Here is a 16,088-nt window from a genome sequence, read left to right as displayed (position 1 = left end):
ACCGGGCGCATCCATTCAGGCAATACGCAGCGTCGGTTGCGCCACACAACGGCGGATCTCCACCGGTATCGACTTCGACGTTGGCGTGCCGGTGCCGTCACCAAAGCTGGCAAGCGGAACCAACGGGTTAGTCTCTGGATAGTAAGCCGCCAGATTACCGCGTGGGATATCGTAGCTTACCAGTTTGAAGCCACTGACCTTACGTGTAATGCCGTCATTCCACAGTGTTTCAATCTCTACCAGCTCACCGTCTTGCATATCCAACGCCGCCAGATCTTCAGGGTGTATAAACAGCACCTCTCGTTGGCCGTAGACGCCGCGGTAACGGTCATCCAGTCCGTAGATAGTGGTGTTGTACTGATCGTGCGAACGCAGTGTTTGCAGCGTGAAGGGCGCCTGTCGGCCATCCAACTGCGGGAACAGGCTGGTTGGCAGAGGCGCAGCGCTAAACTCGGCCTTGCCGCTTGGGGTGTCAAAGCGCAGTTCTGCGGCGGCATTACCCAGGTAGAAACCACCGGGCTGGTCGCAGCGCCGGTTGAAATCTTCGAAACCGGGAATGGTGGCGGCGATATGGTCGCGGATCAACGAATAATCGTCTGCCAGCTCCAGCCAGTCGAGCTGCTGGTTGCCCAACACCGCATCGGCGATGCCGCATACGATGGCGGTTTCTGAACGCTGGGTCTCCGCAAGTGGTTTACCGACGCCTTCCGACGCGTGCACCATGCTGAAAGAGTCTTCAACCGTAATGTACTGTGGGCCGCTGGCCTGCATATCCTGTTCGGTACGGCCCAGGGTCGGCAGGATCAGCGCGTCTTTGCCGGTGACCAGATGACTGCGGTTGAGCTTGGTGCTGATATGCACAGTCAGATCACAACAGCGCAGGGCACGGGCAGTGCGTTCGGTGTCCGGCGCAGCCGCGGCCAGATTGCCGCCCAACGCCAGCAAGACCTTAACCTCACCGCGCAGCATCGCCTCAATGGCCTCTACGGTGTTATGGCCCGGCTCGCGTCGCGGCGAGAAGTTAAAGTGCTGCTCCAGGCTGTCGAGCAGTGCCTTGGGGGACTTCTCATCAATGCCCATGGTGCGGTTGCCTTGCACGTTGCTGTGGCCACGTACCGGACACAGGCCGGCGCCCGGTTTACCCAACTGACCGAACAGCAGCTGCAGGTTGGTGATCTCACGTACCGTTGGCACAGAATGCTTATGCTGGGTGACGCCCATCGCCCAGGTGCAGATCACGCGTTCGGCACCCTGATAAATCGCCGCCGCCTGACGCAATTGTTCCTCGCTGAGGCCGGACTGCTGGGTGATTTGTTGCCAGGTCGTAGCATCGACCTGCGCCAGATACGCCTCGACGCCGACGCTGTGTTGACTGATGAATGCCTGATCGAACAGGCCGGGTTCACCGGCCGCCAGGCGCTCACGATGACTTTCCAGCAGCGCTTTCACCATGCCGCGCACGGCTGCCATATCCCCGCCGAGGTTGGGTTGGTAATAGGATGAACTGATCGGCGACGACTTGGGCGTCAGCATTTGAATCGGGCTTTGCGGATCGGCAAAACGCTCGAGGCCACGTTCGCGCAGGGTGTTAAAACTGACGATGCGCGCACCGCGGTTGGCGGCATTTTTCAGGCTATGCAGCATGCGCGGGTGGTTGGTGCCAGGATTCTGGCCAAACACGAAGATGGCATCGGCTTTTTCAAAGTCGTCCATGCGAATGGTGCCTTTCCCTACGCCGATACTTTGTTTGAGGCCCACGCCGCTGGCTTCGTGGCACATATTGGAGCAGTCAGGGAAATTGCTGGTGCCGAGCATACGACCAAACAATTGATACAGATAAGAAGCTTCATTGCTGGCGCGGCCCGAAGTATACAACTCGATCTGGTTCGGGTTATCCATCTGGTTAATATGCTGGGCGATTAACGCCAGTGCGTCCGGCCAACTGATCGGCTGGTAGTGGTCTGTTTCGGCGTTATAGCGCATGGGGTGGGTGAGACGGCCCTGGTATTCCAGGAAATAATCACTTTGCTGCAGCAGGGTGCTGACGCTGTGAGCCGCGAAAAACTCCGGCTCGACCGCGTTACGCGTGGCTTCCCAACTGACCGCTTTGGCGCCGTTTTCGCAGAAACTGAAGGTGCTGTGGTTGTCGTCGCCCCAGGCACAACCTGGGCAGTCGAAGCCGCGAGCCTTATTCACGCGCATCAGGTTACGCAGGTTTTGCAGCGTCTGTTTACTGTCGAGCACATAGCGGGTAGTGGCTTCGAGTGAACCCCAGCCGCCCGCCGCGCCGGTATACGGCTTTATTGACGGTTTAAATTTCATATTGTTCTTCGCAGGTGATGTAGCTAATAAGTGAACGCTTTTTTAAGCGCTTTCAGTGTTTATGTCACAAGTTTAGGTTGGGGCGGTGTGAGCGTCTAATCGAATGGGACAATGGCGGCATAGAGCAGATTTATCGCGTAGCGGTACCGGGCAAACAAATCGTTGCATTATGACATCTGCTGAAAAAGAGTAACGATTCCGCTTTCCCGATAATTAATGCAGTCTATATCACGGATTATATTGGCATTTTATTTAGCCCGCAGGGCCTGAGGAACAGTGATTGAAGCGTTCAGTATGGGTGATGATCGCCGGCATGTTAGTGCCGCTGGCGGTACAGGCAGCAGATATTCCCTTCAGTATTGCGCAAAACACACCGCCGGCGATAGACGCCGCCTCTTACGTATTGATGGATTACACCACTGGACAGGTGTTGGCGCAGGCAAACGCAGATCAGCGCCGCAACCCAGCCAGCCTGACCAAGCTGATGACCGGATTGGTGATTGATCACGCGCTCGATCAGCACAAAATTGGCCTGGATGACGTGGTGACGGTGGGCAATGACGCCTGGGCTCAGGGCAACCCGGTGTTTAAGGGATCATCATTGATGTTCTTAAAGCCAGGTGACAGGGTCACGGTTCGCGATCTCAGCCGCGGTATCATCATTGATTCGGGCAACGATGCCTGTGTCGCGATGGCGGATTATGTGGCAGGTAGCCAGGCGGCATTCGTTAAGTTGATGAATGAAAAGAGTGCCCAGCTTGGCCTGCAGAATACCCATTTCGAAACCGTGCATGGGCTGGATGCGCCGGGGCAATTCACTACGGCGGGCGATTTGGCGGTGATTTCACGCGCTATCATCATGAGCGAACCGGCGGAGTATCACATGTACAGCGAGAAATCGCTGACCTGGAACGGCATCACCCAGCAAAATCGCAATGGGCTGCTGTGGGATAAAAACCTGCACGTCGACGGGTTGAAAACCGGGCATACCGCCTCGGCCGGCTTTAACATTATTGCCTCGGCCACTGAAGGAGACCGGCGGCTGATTGCGGTGGTGATGGGCGGTAAAAGTTCGAAAGGGCGTGAAGAGCAGGCGCGCAAATTGCTGACCTGGGGCCTGCGTGATTTCACCACCGTGCATCTGTTCAGCGCCGGGCAAAATCTGGGGCAGGAAAAAGTGTGGTATGGCGACCGTCATGAGGTCGCGGTGGGCAGTGCAAAAGAGGAATATCTCAGCCTGCCGAAAAGTGAAGCCGACAAACTGAAGGCGCAGTATGTGGTCAGCGTTCCGCGCCTGGATGCCCCGTTGACCCAAGGGCAGACGATTGGCGAAATCCGTATCAGCGATAACGGCAAGCTGCTCAAAACCTTGCCGCTGGTGGCATTGCAACCGGTCCAGCAAGGCGGCGCGTTCTCACGATTGATGGACTACGTAAAACTGAAGATTTGACCCCTCCGGGCGTAGCCAGCTGCGCCCGAAACCCTACAGCGATGGTATACTCAGGTCAGTCATGACTTATTGAGCCGTTTTATGGATATTAAGCAACTGATCTACCTGTGTAATCTCGAACGCGAGCGCCACTTCGGCCGTGCGGCAGAGGCCAGCTTTGTCAGTCAGCCGACATTGTCTATGCGGCTGAAAAATTTGGAAAAAGAGCTGGGCGTATCCTTAATCAACCGCGGTAACAACTTCGAAGGTTTTACTGCCGAAGGCGAGCGGGTGCTGTCGTGGGCGCGTGAGATCGTGTCGGTTTATCAGGGGCTGAAGCTAGAGGTCGAGTCGCTTAAACACGGGCTTAACGGCACGTTGCGCATCGGAGTGGTACCGCAATGCAGCATCTCGCTGGCGCAAATGTTAAAGGACGTCAGTGAGCGTTACCCTCAGCTGGATTATCGGGTAGCGGTGCTGAGTGCCGATCAGTTGCTGGAGGCGTTGACGGCACATACCGTAGATGTCGGCATCGGTTTCTTCGAGCTTTCCACGCTGCAAGAGCTGCACTTTCAGTCCCAGCCATTGGCGGACGCAGGGGTCGAGCTGGTTTTCCACCCGCAGCATTTTCCTGAGTTGGTAGGAGATACCCCCCTGACGCTGGAGGATGTAGCCACGCTGCCACTGTGCCTGGCTGAGCCGACGCGTTACTTCCGCCGTTATCTTGATCAAAACTTCCGTGAAGCCGGACTGACGCTGCACGTTCGAATGGAAACCACCTCAATATTCCAACTGTTGCAGGGCATTTTCGTCGGTCTGGGCTGTGGGCTTTTCCCGCATGGCAACCTGTTACCGGCAATGATGCCGGAGTTGCAACACCGACCGATAGCGATCGCGGCGATGTCACGTCATGCTGCGGTCGTGGTCGCCGAGCCGGGACGCGCATCGCCGTTGGCGCAGCATTTCTTTGATGCCGCACGAGGTTGGTTGCTGCGCTAGCGATTACGCCAGGTTTTCACTGAGATGTTGGGTGTCGCCGAGCGTTTGACGCAGGCGGTTCTCCCAGGCATACAGCGCGCCGGTGAGGATCACGTCCAGCGCCTGCGCCTGATTCAACCCACTGTTAAACAGCGGCTGCACGCTGCGCGGCGTGAACTTTTCAGGCGTGCGGGTCAGGTCGGTTGCTACGCGGATCACAGCCTGGTTAACCGGGTCATTGGTACTCTCCAGCCCCTGCTCAATGCTATTGAACAGGGCGCCGACCAGTTCTTCTTGTTGAATATCCTGTGCGACGGTCGCTGCGCAGTAGCGGCTGCCGTTAATACGGGAAACTGCCAGCGTCGCCAGCGCTTTGAGCCGCGCCGACAGGCCATAACCGTCGGCATTGATACTGTTGAACACGCCATTACGTTCACGCAGCGCGGGCGCATCGTGGGCCAGCAACAGATAATAGGATTCGCTGCGAGCGTCGGGATGGCTTTGATCCAGCACGTCGAGCTGTTCGGCACGGGCCTCTTCCGGCACCACCACGGGAAGACGCGCTTGCCATGCCAGTTCTTCCTCGGTGAACACAATGCCTTCGGCGTCAGCGATGTTCGGGAAACCGGGCACCACTCCCGTTGGCCGCCCGGCCAAGGCAGCCACGCCGGCGACCACGCGTGCCTGGTAGCTAACAAAACCGATAATCTGCGAAAAGGTCACGATATCCGCCGGGCTTAACCCGACGTCGCTCAGCTGCTGCAACGCCTTGCTGCAAATCAACGTCGGTTGACTGGCGAGCTGGCGGGCATACTGAGTGATTTGGGCAAGGCGGATATTACTTTCACGTGAGGCGTCGGGGCTGTACAGGGGGGCGAGGCGGGCGGCGTAGTGGCTACAAAGAGACTGAACGCCGGTCACCTGTGCCACGGTTAATGCGGTACTGAGGCGGTCATAAGGTGACAATGTCACTGAGCGTGACAGTTCGACCCGATCGGGAAACAGCACGTGATATCCGGCCAGGGAGGCGTTAAATACCCCGGCGCGTGCAGTCAGCGCGGTGTTCAGCGCTTCGTCGGCAAAAGCGCCCAGCCCCAGCAAAAATCGATCGCGGATGCCGGCCGCCTGCGGCTCCAACGGCTGCTCACCGCGCACGCTGCTTTGGGTTTCGTGATACCACTGGGCATTATGTTGTCGACGTAGTAGTTCCATAGGGGATGATCCTTAATCATGAGCAACAGCCACCGGTGCAGCAGGCAACGGCGGCAAGACAAAATGGCAACATGCCCGCAGAGGGACACGGAATGACAGGATCAGCCTTGGTCATCACAACACAGCGCGTGACCATAAACAGAGAAACCTGCGGCTAAAGCGAGTAGAAACTGCGAGAGTCGGCGATTGCGATGGCTGTTCATCAGTGCGATATCCTGTCGTTTAATAAGCTCAACGTAGGGGATATCCTCACCGATTCGATTGGCGAGATAAAATAATGTTAAGGACTAATCAATAACTGAATGGAATAAAATATAATGATATATAGCAAGATTGTAATTTGTATTTGCGGTTTTTGGCTAAGCGCTCACTGAATCGGGGCGATAAAAAACCCGCTTTAAGGCGGGTTGAGACCGTTGACGAAGTGCTCTGTTGTTTTTCTGTAGGGGCGCTGCAAGCTGCGACCAATGGCATAATCAATGAGTTAAATCGGATCGAACATGTTCGACCCCTACAGGTTTAGCCTTTCACGGATATTTGCAGTCTGAACCCGCTTTAAGGCGGGTTCTCTTTATGATTTGACGATCAGAATCTGCCGCCGTCACGTCGCCAGGCGTCTGCGGTAAGCGCCTCGCCAAAGTGGCTGGCAATCAGGCGTTTGGTCAGCTCATGCAGCGGTGAAGCCAATACCTCGGCCGTACTGCCGCGTTCGACGATTTCCCCTTCATGCATCACCATCACCTGATCGCTGATGTGTTTCATCATGCCCAGGTGTTGAGTCACATAAATGTAGGAAATGCCGTGTTTCTCCTGCAGTTCCAGCATCAGGTTGATGATTTGCGAACGCATCGACATATCCAGCGAGGCCAGCGCCTCATCGGCTACGATCACCTTCGGTTGCAGGATCAAGGCGCGGGCCAAAGCCACTCGCTGTTTCTGGCCGGACGCCAGCATATGCGGGTAATAATTGGCGTGATCCGGCAGCATCCCCACCTGACGCAGGGTTCGGTTGATCTGTTGCTCACGTTCAGGGGCTGCCATTTCGGTATTGAGCCGCAGCGGGGCGTCCAACAGCTGGCCGATACGCTGACGAGGATTGAGCGAGGTGCTCGGATCCTGAAATATCATGCGGATACGCTGGCTGCGGTAACGATAATCGCCATAGTTAAGCCGATGGTCGTCAATCAGCAGTTCTCCGGCTGAGGGCTCGACCATGCCGGACAGCATCTTGGCCAGGGTGGACTTGCCAGAGCCGTTTTCACCGATGATCGCCAGCGTTTGCCGTTCACGCAGGGTAAAGCTGACCGATTTGACCGCTTCGACATGCTGGCGGCGAAACAGCCCGGTACGGTAACGGTAGGTTTTGCTCAGATTGCGCACTTCCAACAGCGTTTCCATGTTATTGCTCCTCCATGTTCAGCGGGAAGTGACAGGCGAACAGGTGGTTTTTCACCGGACGCAGGCGAGGTGTCTCAATGCATTTCTTCTGCGCATAGGGGCAGCGCGGCCCCAGCCGACAACCTATCGGCAAATGCTCCAGCGACGGAATGGCTCCCGGCAGGGTATTGAGGCGGCTTTTATGCGGCAATGCGCGGCCAAAGTCCGGCATTGCGCGGATCAGCGCCTGAGTGTAAGGGTGGTGCGGTGCGGCCAGCAGGTCTTCGCATTGGGCGCTTTCTACCGTCTGCCCGCAGTACAACACGTTGACCCGATCGGCCCATTTGCTCATCATTTGCAGATCGTGGCTGATCAGCAAAATGGTGGTGTTGTTGTTTTGGTTCAAACGCGCCAGCAGACGGAAAATCTGCGCCTGAGTGGTCGGTTCCATGGCGTTGGTCGGTTCATCGGCGATCAGCAGGCGCGGCTGATTGGCCAGGGCGATGGCGATCATCACTTTCTGGCACTCACCGTCGGTCAGCTCATAAGGAAAGCTGCCCATGATGTCTTTGTGATCCTTGATGCCCACCCGGTGCAGCAGCTCTATGGCGCGGCGTTTGCGCCAGTTAAAGCGCTGCCACCAGCGGCCTTTGTAGGTCCAACCCGGAATGGCCTGCACCAGCTGACGGCCGATGCTTTCGGAAGGATCCAGACAGGATTGCGGCTCCTGGAAAATCATCGACACGTTATGCCCGACCAGCTTGCGTCGTTCACGCGGTGTTAGCTGCAACAGGTCGATATCATCGAAACGGAAACGGTCGGCAGTGACGCGCCAGTTGTCTTTGGTGACGCCGCAGATCGCTTTGGCGATCAGGCTTTTACCGGAACCGGACTCGCCCACCAGGCCGCGGACTTCCCCCTCACTCAGGGTCATGCTGACGCGATCGACTGCCTTTACCGGGCCTTCGGCGGTCATAAATTCAATCGTCAGGTTGCGGATATCAAGTAATGGCATTATTCCACCCCCGTATTGATTGCGCGGCGCATACCGTCGCCCAACAGGTTAACCAGCAACACGCTGACCAGGATTGCCGCGCCGGGCAGCATCACTGTCCAGGGGGCGACGTACACCAGCTCCAGTGAATCGCCGAGCATGGCGCCCCATTCAGGGGACGGCAGCTGTGCGCCAAGATCGAGGAAGCCGAGGGCGGCAATGTCCAGGATCGCCATCGACAGCGCTCGGGTGAACTCCGTCACCAGCACCGCCACAATGTTGGGCATCACGGCGTACCACAGTATTTGCAAGGTTGACGCGCCATCGAGACGCACCGCCACCACATATTCTTTTTCCAACTCGTCATGCACTGCGCTGTAGATAGTGCGCACCATGCGAGGCAACAGCGCCAGCCAGACGGCCAGCATGGCGTGCTCGAGTTTTGGCCCAAGGAACGCCACCACCACGATCGCCAGCAGCAGCGAAGGGATGGAGAGCAGGGTGTCGAGAATGTGATTGAGCACCGCCGAGCGCAGGCCGCGGGTTACCCCGGCAAACACCCCGAGGATCACCCCGACAAAGGCGGCGGCAACGGTAACCAGCAATGCGGAACCGAAGGTGGCGGCGGTGCCGGTCAGCAGGCGGCTGAGAATGTCGCGGCCGAGATCGTCGGTGCCCAGGAAGAAGGAAACGTTGCCGTAACGTGACCAGGAAGGCGGCAACAGTTGATAACCCAGGAACTGTTGATCGAGCGCATAAGGGGCCAGCAGGCTGCCGAACACGGAAAGCAGCAGCAGCGCTATCACGCCGTAGAAGCCGATCATCGCCAGCGCATCGCCGTAAAAAATCCGCCAGGTATACAGCAGCGGGCTCGGCATTTTCTTTTCGCGGTATACGTTATCTAAGGGCATACCATTCCTTATGTTTCAGTGGGTTGGTGGCAGCGCCTAAAATATCGGCCAGGACGTTAATGGTGATCACCAGCGTGCCGACCACCATAACGCCGGCGGAGATCGCCGCATAATCCTGCTGGCGAATGGCATTGATCATCCAACGCCCGAGCCCCGGCCAACTGAACACCACTTCGGTGATCATCGCCAGCGTCAGCATGGTGGAAAACTGCAGCCCCAGCTTGGGCACGATAGGCGGCAACGCATTGTGCAGCACGTGGCGGCGGATAATGGTGAAACGGGATAAGCCACGGGTTGCGGCGGCTTTGATGTAGTTCTGATTGAGCACGTCGTCGGTGCTGATACGCATCAAACGCACCACCTCGGTGGTGGGTGCTACCGCCAGTGCGGTAATCGGCAAAATCATATGGCGCAGCGCGCTGCCGATCATTTCCGTGCGGTAGGGTGAATCGGACAACCAGGCGTCAATCAGGGCAAAGCCGGTGATGGGCTTGACCTGATACAGCAGATCGAAACGTCCGGAGACCGGCAGCCAGCCAAGGTGCAGCGAGAAAAACAGCATCAGCAGCAGTGCCAGCCAGAAAACCGGCATCGAAAAGCCTAACAGCGCAAAGGTGCTGATGGCGGTGTCCTGCCATTTGCCTCGCATCACGCCGGCAATAATGCCCAGAGGAATGCCGATAAACAGAGCCAGAGTGAAGGCGAGCAGGCACAGCTCCATAGTGGCAGGAAACACTTCGCGCAGCTGTTCGCTGATTGCCTGGCCATTAATGCTGGAGACGCCAAAATCCCAGTGCAGCAGGCTGACAAAGTAAAACTGGTAGGCATCCAGCAGGGCAGCGCCGTTCAGCGGCGCCCGCGGTGTGAAATAGCTGAGGCTAAAGCTGACCAATGTCAGGAAGAACAAGGTGATCAGCAGCAGCAAGAAACGGCGTAAGGTAAAGATAATCACTTTTTCGGCCCCTCCGCAGACTCACGGTACACCCCGGCAAAGGACGCATTGCCGAACGGGCTCAGTACCAGTCCTTTGATGTCGTAACGATAGGCCTGCAGGCGCAATGACGACGCCAGCGGCAACACCGGCAACTGCTGCTCAAGAATTTTCTGCGCCTTCTGATAGTTTTCGATGCGCTGCGCCAGCTGTTGTGACAGCAGGGCATTTTGCAGCACTTCGTCAAACGCCGGGTCACACCAGTGAGCATAGTTGGTTTGTGAGCGGATTGCCGCGCAGCTCAGCAGCGGCCGGAAGAAGCTGTCCGGGTCGTTACTGTCGGTGGCCCAGCCGGTGAGGGTCAGATCGTGATTCATCTCCATCAGCCGCGCCTCCTGGAAACGGCCTTCGACCGGCACTATGGTCACGTTAATGCCGACCTGAGCCAAATCGGCCTGGATCAGCTCGGCGGTTTTTAACGGACTGGGGTTGTAGGATTGCGAGGCGGTCGGTACCCACAGGCGCAGGTTCAGCGACTCAATACCCGCTTGCTTGAGCATTTCGCGCGATTTAGCCGGATTGAATTCGGTAACGTGCGCTTCATTGTCGTAGGCCCAGGAGGCGCGCGGCAAGATGGAGGCGGCGGTTTCCGCGGTGCCATAGTAAATCGACTGCATCAGACGCTGGTTGTTGATCGCCAGCGAAATCGCCTGACGGACGTTCAAATCGTTCAGCGGCGGTTTGCGGGTGTTAAACGCCAGATAGGCGATGTTCATGCCTGGGCGCAGCGTCAGCCGCAGGCGCGGGTCATCGCGCAGAATTGAAAGCTGGCTGGCGGCGGGATAGGCCAGCACGTCGCACTCACCGGTCAGCAATTTCGATAGCCGTCCGGTACCGCCGGCGCCCAGATCGATCACCACCTGCGGCATACGCGGTTTACCTTTCCAGTAAACATCGTTGCGCGCCAGGCGGATATATTGCCCTGAGCGGTATTCATTGAGCATGAACGGCCCGGTACCGACCGGTTCGCGGTCAATCATCTCCTGACGGCCTTCACGCGTCAGATCGTCTGCGTATTCTGCCGACAACACCGGCGCATAGTGGGTGGCGATGTGCCACAAGAATGAGGCGTCCGGCGCTTGCAGGCGGATTTCCACCGTGTACTCGTCCAGCTTCTTCACGCTTTGCACCGAGTCGCCAAATTGCAAACTGTCGAAATACGGGTACTCGCCGCCGTTGACGTCATGGTAGGGGTGCTTTTGGTTAAACACGCGCTCGAAGCTGAAGACCACGTCGTCGGCATTCAGCTTGCGGGTCGGTTTGAACCAGTCGGTGGTCTGGAACGGCACGTCTTTGCGCAGGTGAAAACGGTAAGTGGCCCCGTTATCCAGCACTTCCCAGCTTTGCGCCAATTCGGGGATCAGCCGGTAGGTGTACGGATCGACGTCCAGCAAGCGGTCATAAAGCTGTGCGGCCAGGGTATCGACCGTCAGGCCGCTGCTGGCCATCTGCGGGTTGAAGGTGTTCAGTATGCCGCTGACGCAATAGACAAAGCCGCTTTGGCGGATGTCCGGCAATGGCGATGCCGCGGTGGGCGCAGGGGGTGTGGAGGCCAGAGCGCTGCCGGCAAGGCAGCTCAGTGACAATATCCAAAGGGGTAAACCACGCATAGAGGCTTCATGGGTTAATAAGCAATAGCATTAGTGTATCGCACTCTGGCGAACAGCCCAATCCATTGAGCAAAATGGCTGAGTTTTCTGCTACTTGATTGAACAATTCGGCACTTCAGACAAAAAAGTTACAATTGATATGTTATAACATAACAAAATCATGTTACCGTTCCCTGGCAATGTACTGATAATAGCAAGGGGATGTATGAACAAGGTTGCACTTCCACCACGCCAGCCGCTGCCGGACGCGCAGGCCTGGCAGGGCGCAATGAGTGATGTCGGGCTCGATTGGGTCGGGATGCAAGGGATAGCGTTGCCGCTGGAGTTGGCTGGAAAGCCGTTGATGGCAAGGGTCAACGCCGGGATCAATTTGCGCGCCGGCAGCCAAGGTACGCGGGGTATACACATGTCGCGGCTGTATCTGGCGCTGGATGAGTTAACCCAGGGCGAACTGACGCCGCAACGCATTGCCGATCAACTGCACGCTTTTTTGGCATCGCAGCCGGAAAACAGCGACCGCGCCAGCCTGCACATCAGCGGTGAGCTGCTGTTGTCGCGTCCGGCGCTGCTTTCGCCACACCGGGGCTGGAAAGCCTACCCGCTGGAAATTAGTGCCTCGCTGGCAAGCACACTCACCCTGACGCTGACGGTGGGCGTGCCCTATTCGTCCACTTGTCCGAGTTCGGCGGCGCTCAGTCGTCAATTGGCGCAGCAGCAGTTTCAGTTTGATTTCGAACATTCGGCGCAAAAGGTTGACCAGCAGCAGGTCATCAACTGGCTGGGCGATCACGGTATGCCGGGGACGCCTCACAGTCAGCGTAGCTGGGCCTGGGTGACGGTGACGCTCAATGAGCGCGAAACGGCATTGCCGGTGGTCAACCTGATAGATCGTATCGAGCACGCGCTCGGCACGCCGTTGCAGACGCTGGTGAAACGCAGTGACGAGCAGGCGTTTGCCCTGGCTAACGGCCAGAACCTGATGTTCTGCGAAGATGCCGCTCGCCGCCTGTACCGAATGCTGCGTAGCCAGTGCAGCCACCGCGCCTTTTCGCTGCGGGTCGAACATCAGGAAAGCCTGCATGCCCACAATGCCGTGGCGGAGTTGAGCTGGCGGGAGGATCAGGATGCTGCGTAAAAACCCCAGTGGACACCTGCCGCAGGTCTCACCGCAGGCCTATATCGATCCTACCGCGATAATCTGCGGCCGGGTGATTATCGAGGATTTTGTCTACGTTGGGCCGTACGCGGTGATCCGTGCCGACGAACTCAATGCGGCCGGAGATATGGAACCGATCGTGATCGGCTCTCATTCCAATATTCAGGATGGCGTGGTGATCCACTCGAAAAGCGGCGCGGCGGTTACCATCGGCCGCTTCAGCTCCATCGCCCATCGCGCCATTGTCCATGGGCCGTGCTGCATCGAAGACCGGGTGTTTATCGGTTTCAACAGCGTGTTGTTCAACTGTCACATCGGTTCCGGCTGCGTGGTGCGCTACAACGCGGTGGTGGATGGCGTGACGTTGCCGCAGAACCTGTATATCCCGTCAACCGAGCGGGTCGGCGCCGACAGCGATCTGTCGCTTTACCGGCAGGTCGATCGCGGCGCACTGCAATTTTCTGAAGAAGTCGCCGCCACCAACGTTGAACTGGTGCGCGGTTACCAGGCATTACGCAATGAGTTTTGAGTGAGGAATTCCATGAATCCATTACCCGTAACCGTGCTTTCCGGCTTTCTCGGCGCCGGTAAAACGACGGTATTGAACCATATTTTGAACAATCGTCAGGGCATGCGCGTGGCGGTTATCGTCAACGACATGAGCGAAGTCAACATTGACGCTGCGCTGGTCGAGAACGAAGTCCAGCTCGATCGCCAGCAGGAAAAATTGGTGGAGATGAGCAATGGCTGCATCTGCTGCACGCTGCGCGAAGATCTGCTGATTTCGGTACGCGAACTGGCGCAGGCCGGGCGCTTCGATTACCTGCTGATCGAATCCAGCGGCATTTCCGAACCTTTACCGGTGGCGGAAACCTTTACCTTTGAGGACGAACAGGGGGAAAGCCTGTCGCAATTTGCGCGGCTGGATACCTTGGTCACCGTGGTGGACGGGGTTAATTTTGTCCAGCAGTACCAGCAGGCGCAGACGCTGCAGGAGGCCGGTCAAAGCCTGGGCGAGGACGATCTGCGCAGCGTTGCGGATCTGTTGATCGAACAGATTGAGTTCTGTGACGTGATGCTGGTAAGCAAAACCGACCTGCTGACGCCAGAACAGCAGGGAGAAGTGATGGCGCTGCTGACCAGTTTGAATCCGGATGCCCGTATTCTGCCCATATCGCCAGGCAAATTGCCGCTGGAGGCGGTATTGAACACCAACAGTTTCAGCTTCGACAAAGCGCAGCAGGCGCCGGGCTGGTTGAAGGAGCTACGCGGCGAGCACCTGCCCGAAACCGAAAACTACGGGATCAGCAGCTTTGTTTATCAGGCGCGCCGTCCCTTTGCACCGGACAAATTCTACCGGGTGATCAACGGTGACTGGGGCGGTGGCAAGCTACTGCGTTCCAAAGGGTTTTTCTGGCTGGCGACACGCCCGCGTCAGGCCGGGCAGTGGAGCCAGGCGGGAGGGATTGCTCATTATGGGCTGGCAGGTACCTTCTGGCGCGCCATAGCACAAGATAGATGGCCGGAAGATGAAGAGACGAGGGCGCAGATTATGGAGAAATGGGTGGAGCCCTTTGGTGACATGCGCCAGGAGTTGGTGTTCATCGGCCAGCATCTGCAGCAGGCCAAAATAACGCGTTTGCTGGACGCTTGCCTGCTAAACGATGAGGAAATGGCCGCCGGGGTGGATTACTGGCACGAGATGGCCGACCCCTTCCCTGAGTGGTAATTGCACAATGACAGTGTGGTAATGAGAAAAATTCTCAACAAAGTGCTTTACATATGATACTGATAACTATTATCATCACTTGGCAGTTCACGGAAGGCCACTCCCTGTGGTTCTGCTGTGGAAGGCACGACATTGCTCACATTGCTTCCAGTGTTTTTTAAGCCAGCTCGGGTGCTGGCTTTTTTTTTGCCCGCTATTCGTCGTCCGCCTCGCCATTTTGCAGTAACGCATGTTTTTTCAGCATGCCGCGTAGCTGGTGGTAGGTCAGCCCCAGCAACTCCGCCGCTTTACGTTGGTTAAACCTTCCCTGTTGCAGTGCCGCTTCGATCAGAGACTTCTCCTGCGCCAATTGCCAGGCTTTTAAATCCAACGGCAGTACCGGCAGGCCATCATGCGCCTCGGCCTCTACAGGCAATGGCACACTTTCCCGCTGGGCGAACGGGTTGATGACGATGTTATCCAGCGCTTCCGCGCTGGTGCCGTGGCGGTAGACCGAACGCTCCACCACGTTTTTCAATTCGCGTACGTTGCCTGGCCAGTGATAGCCGAGCAGGGTATCTCTGGCACGCTCGGTAAAGCCAGGAAACAGCGGCAACGACAGCTCACGACACATCTGGATCGCAAAGTGTTCGGCCAGCAACATGATGTCTTGCTGGCGCCGGCGCAGCGGCGGCAACTGCACCACGTCGAACGCCAGGCGGTCCAGCAGGTCGGCGCGGAATTTTCCTGCCGCCGCCAGCGCGGGCAGGTCGTCGTTGGTGGCACACACCAGCCGGACATCGACCTGCAGCGGTTGGCTACCGCCGACGCGTTCAAGATGGCCGTATTCAATCACCCGCAGCAATTTTTCCTGTACCAGCATCGGTGCGGTCGCCAGTTCATCGAGAAACAAAGTGCCGCCGTCGGCGCGTTCAAATCGACCCAGGTGGCGCTTCTGCGCACCGGTAAAAGCCCCGGCCTCGTGGCCGAACAGTTCCGAATCCAGCAGGTTCTCATTCAGAGCCGCGCAGTTAAGCGAGATAAATGGCCCTTGCCAACGGTTGGAGAGGTAATGTAAACGGTGAGCGATCAACTCCTTACCGGTTCCGCGCTCACCAATAACCAACACCGGCTTGTTCAACTTTGCCAGTTGCGAGACTTGCTCCAATACTTCGACAAAGGCGTTTGCTTCGCCCAGCAGGTTTTCTAACTGTTCGCTCATGATGAAATTCGCCAATGTTTGGTGAAAATAATCACTCTACAGGATGCGTTCAGAGAGTCAAAAATAAATAGTCGTTATTATTCAACGAAATAAAAGTTGGCACGGGTTTTGATTAAGTCTTTGGGCAATCTGCATGATTTAACGCGGCGCTTCAGACGCCATCAGAACCAAGAGGAAG

General features: G+C 57.1%; 13 protein-coding genes. 5 read left to right on the top strand and 8 right to left on the bottom strand.

The genetic code is table 11. The annotated features are described in order from the left end of the window. Window positions 1-15: 15 nt before the first annotated feature. A complete protein-coding gene (locus tag H0S68_RS13035; protein ID WP_129940683.1) occupies window positions 16-2,322 on the bottom strand; it encodes an FdhF/YdeP family oxidoreductase in 2,307 nt (768 codons plus the stop codon). Between the two features lie 301 nt (window positions 2,323-2,623). Here H0S68_RS13035 and dacD point away from each other — a divergent pair, with 301 nt between their 5' ends. Beyond that, window positions 2,624-3,772 (top strand): serine-type D-Ala-D-Ala carboxypeptidase DacD, encoded by a 1,149-nt coding sequence (gene dacD, locus H0S68_RS13030; RefSeq protein ID WP_410529463.1) that lies wholly within the window; start codon window positions 2,624-2,626, stop codon window positions 3,770-3,772. A gap of 81 nt (window positions 3,773-3,853) precedes the next feature. Beyond that, a complete protein-coding gene (locus tag H0S68_RS13025) occupies window positions 3,854-4,750 on the top strand; it encodes a LysR family transcriptional regulator (RefSeq protein WP_020827110.1) in 897 nt (298 codons plus the stop codon). A gap of 3 nt (window positions 4,751-4,753) precedes the next feature. Here the strand turns inward: H0S68_RS13025 and H0S68_RS13020 are convergent, their stop codons facing one another. The 6 genes from H0S68_RS13020 to sapA form a co-directional block, all read right to left on the bottom strand. Next, on the bottom strand, window positions 4,754-5,941 hold the full coding sequence (locus H0S68_RS13020; RefSeq protein WP_410528753.1) for a CMD domain-containing protein: 1,188 nt from the start codon (window positions 5,939-5,941) through the stop codon (window positions 4,754-4,756). A gap of 585 nt (window positions 5,942-6,526) precedes the next feature. Further along, window positions 6,527-7,339: a putrescine export ABC transporter ATP-binding protein SapF gene (gene sapF / locus H0S68_RS13015; RefSeq protein WP_020827108.1), complete on the bottom strand. Its 813-nt coding sequence runs from the start codon at window positions 7,337-7,339 to the stop codon at window positions 6,527-6,529. Between the two features lies 1 nt (window position 7,340). Next, complete coding sequence (sapD, locus tag H0S68_RS13010; protein ID WP_020827107.1) at window positions 7,341-8,333, bottom strand: putrescine export ABC transporter ATP-binding protein SapD; 993 nt, start codon at window positions 8,331-8,333, stop codon at window positions 7,341-7,343. Beyond that, window positions 8,333-9,223 carry a putrescine export ABC transporter permease SapC gene (gene sapC / locus H0S68_RS13005; protein WP_020827106.1) on the bottom strand — a complete coding sequence of 297 codons (891 nt, stop codon included), beginning with the start codon at window positions 9,221-9,223 and terminating at the stop codon, window positions 8,333-8,335. The genes sapD and sapC overlap by 1 nt, the downstream gene beginning before the upstream one ends. Next, window positions 9,210-10,175 (bottom strand): putrescine export ABC transporter permease SapB, encoded by a 966-nt coding sequence (sapB, locus tag H0S68_RS13000; RefSeq protein WP_046373407.1) that lies wholly within the window; start codon window positions 10,173-10,175, stop codon window positions 9,210-9,212. The genes sapC and sapB overlap by 14 nt, the downstream gene beginning before the upstream one ends. Continuing rightward, window positions 10,172-11,824, bottom strand: coding sequence for an ABC transporter substrate-binding protein SapA (gene sapA, locus H0S68_RS12995; RefSeq protein WP_020827104.1), 1,653 nt, complete (start codon window positions 11,822-11,824; stop codon window positions 10,172-10,174). Before sapA ends, sapB begins: the two co-directional genes overlap by 4 nt. A 205-nt stretch (window positions 11,825-12,029) precedes the next feature. On the opposite strand from sapA, the gene folE2 reads away from it, so the two are divergent. The 3 genes from folE2 to zigA are packed head-to-tail and all read left to right on the top strand — an operon-like array spanning window position 12,030 to window position 14,709. Next, window positions 12,030-12,959: a GTP cyclohydrolase FolE2 gene (folE2, locus tag H0S68_RS12990; protein ID WP_187961381.1), complete on the top strand. Its 930-nt coding sequence runs from the start codon at window positions 12,030-12,032 to the stop codon at window positions 12,957-12,959. Then, window positions 12,949-13,509, top strand: a complete 561-nt coding sequence (locus tag H0S68_RS12985; protein ID WP_046373410.1) for a carbonate dehydratase — start codon at window positions 12,949-12,951, stop codon at window positions 13,507-13,509. The genes folE2 and H0S68_RS12985 overlap by 11 nt, the downstream gene beginning before the upstream one ends. A 12-nt stretch (window positions 13,510-13,521) precedes the next feature. After that, window positions 13,522-14,709, top strand: coding sequence for a zinc metallochaperone GTPase ZigA (gene zigA / locus H0S68_RS12980; protein ID WP_262244105.1), 1,188 nt, complete (start codon window positions 13,522-13,524; stop codon window positions 14,707-14,709). 193 nt (window positions 14,710-14,902) lie between these two features. On the opposite strand, the gene pspF is transcribed toward zigA, so the two are convergent. Continuing rightward, window positions 14,903-15,910, bottom strand: coding sequence for a phage shock protein operon transcriptional activator (gene pspF, locus H0S68_RS12975; protein WP_020827100.1), 1,008 nt, complete (start codon window positions 15,908-15,910; stop codon window positions 14,903-14,905). Window positions 15,911-16,088: the final 178 nt, after the last annotated feature.

The organism is Serratia sp. AXJ-M, assembly GCF_046531865.1.
Classification (GTDB): domain Bacteria; phylum Pseudomonadota; class Gammaproteobacteria; order Enterobacterales; family Enterobacteriaceae; genus Serratia; species Serratia liquefaciens.
Note: the sequence above shows the minus strand (reverse complement) of the source record. Positions and strands in the feature narration are given on the sequence as shown.

Bases quoted from the DNA above. Each gene is read 5' to 3' on its own strand.
- sapC (WP_020827106.1), bottom strand. From the start codon at position 9,223: ATGCCCTTAGATAACGTATACCGCGAAAAGAAAATGCCGAGCCCGCTG.
- pspF (WP_020827100.1), bottom strand. From the start codon at position 15,910: ATGAGCGAACAGTTAGAAAACCTGCTGGGCGAAGCAAACGCCTTTGTC.
- sapF (WP_020827108.1), bottom strand. From the start codon at position 7,339: ATGGAAACGCTGTTGGAAGTGCGCAATCTGAGCAAAACCTACCGTTAC.
- H0S68_RS12985 (WP_046373410.1), top strand. From the start codon at position 12,949: ATGCTGCGTAAAAACCCCAGTGGACACCTGCCGCAGGTCTCACCGCAG.
- H0S68_RS13035 (WP_129940683.1), bottom strand. From the start codon at position 2,322: ATGAAATTTAAACCGTCAATAAAGCCGTATACCGGCGCGGCGGGCGGC.
- dacD (WP_410529463.1), top strand. From the start codon at position 2,624: ATGATCGCCGGCATGTTAGTGCCGCTGGCGGTACAGGCAGCAGATATT.
- sapA (WP_020827104.1), bottom strand. From the start codon at position 11,824: ATGCGTGGTTTACCCCTTTGGATATTGTCACTGAGCTGCCTTGCCGGC.
- H0S68_RS13020 (WP_410528753.1), bottom strand. From the start codon at position 5,941: ATGGAACTACTACGTCGACAACATAATGCCCAGTGGTATCACGAAACC.
- H0S68_RS13025 (WP_020827110.1), top strand. From the start codon at position 3,854: ATGGATATTAAGCAACTGATCTACCTGTGTAATCTCGAACGCGAGCGC.
- folE2 (WP_187961381.1), top strand. From the start codon at position 12,030: ATGAACAAGGTTGCACTTCCACCACGCCAGCCGCTGCCGGACGCGCAG.
- sapD (WP_020827107.1), bottom strand. From the start codon at position 8,333: ATGCCATTACTTGATATCCGCAACCTGACGATTGAATTTATGACCGCC.
- zigA (WP_262244105.1), top strand. From the start codon at position 13,522: ATGAATCCATTACCCGTAACCGTGCTTTCCGGCTTTCTCGGCGCCGGT.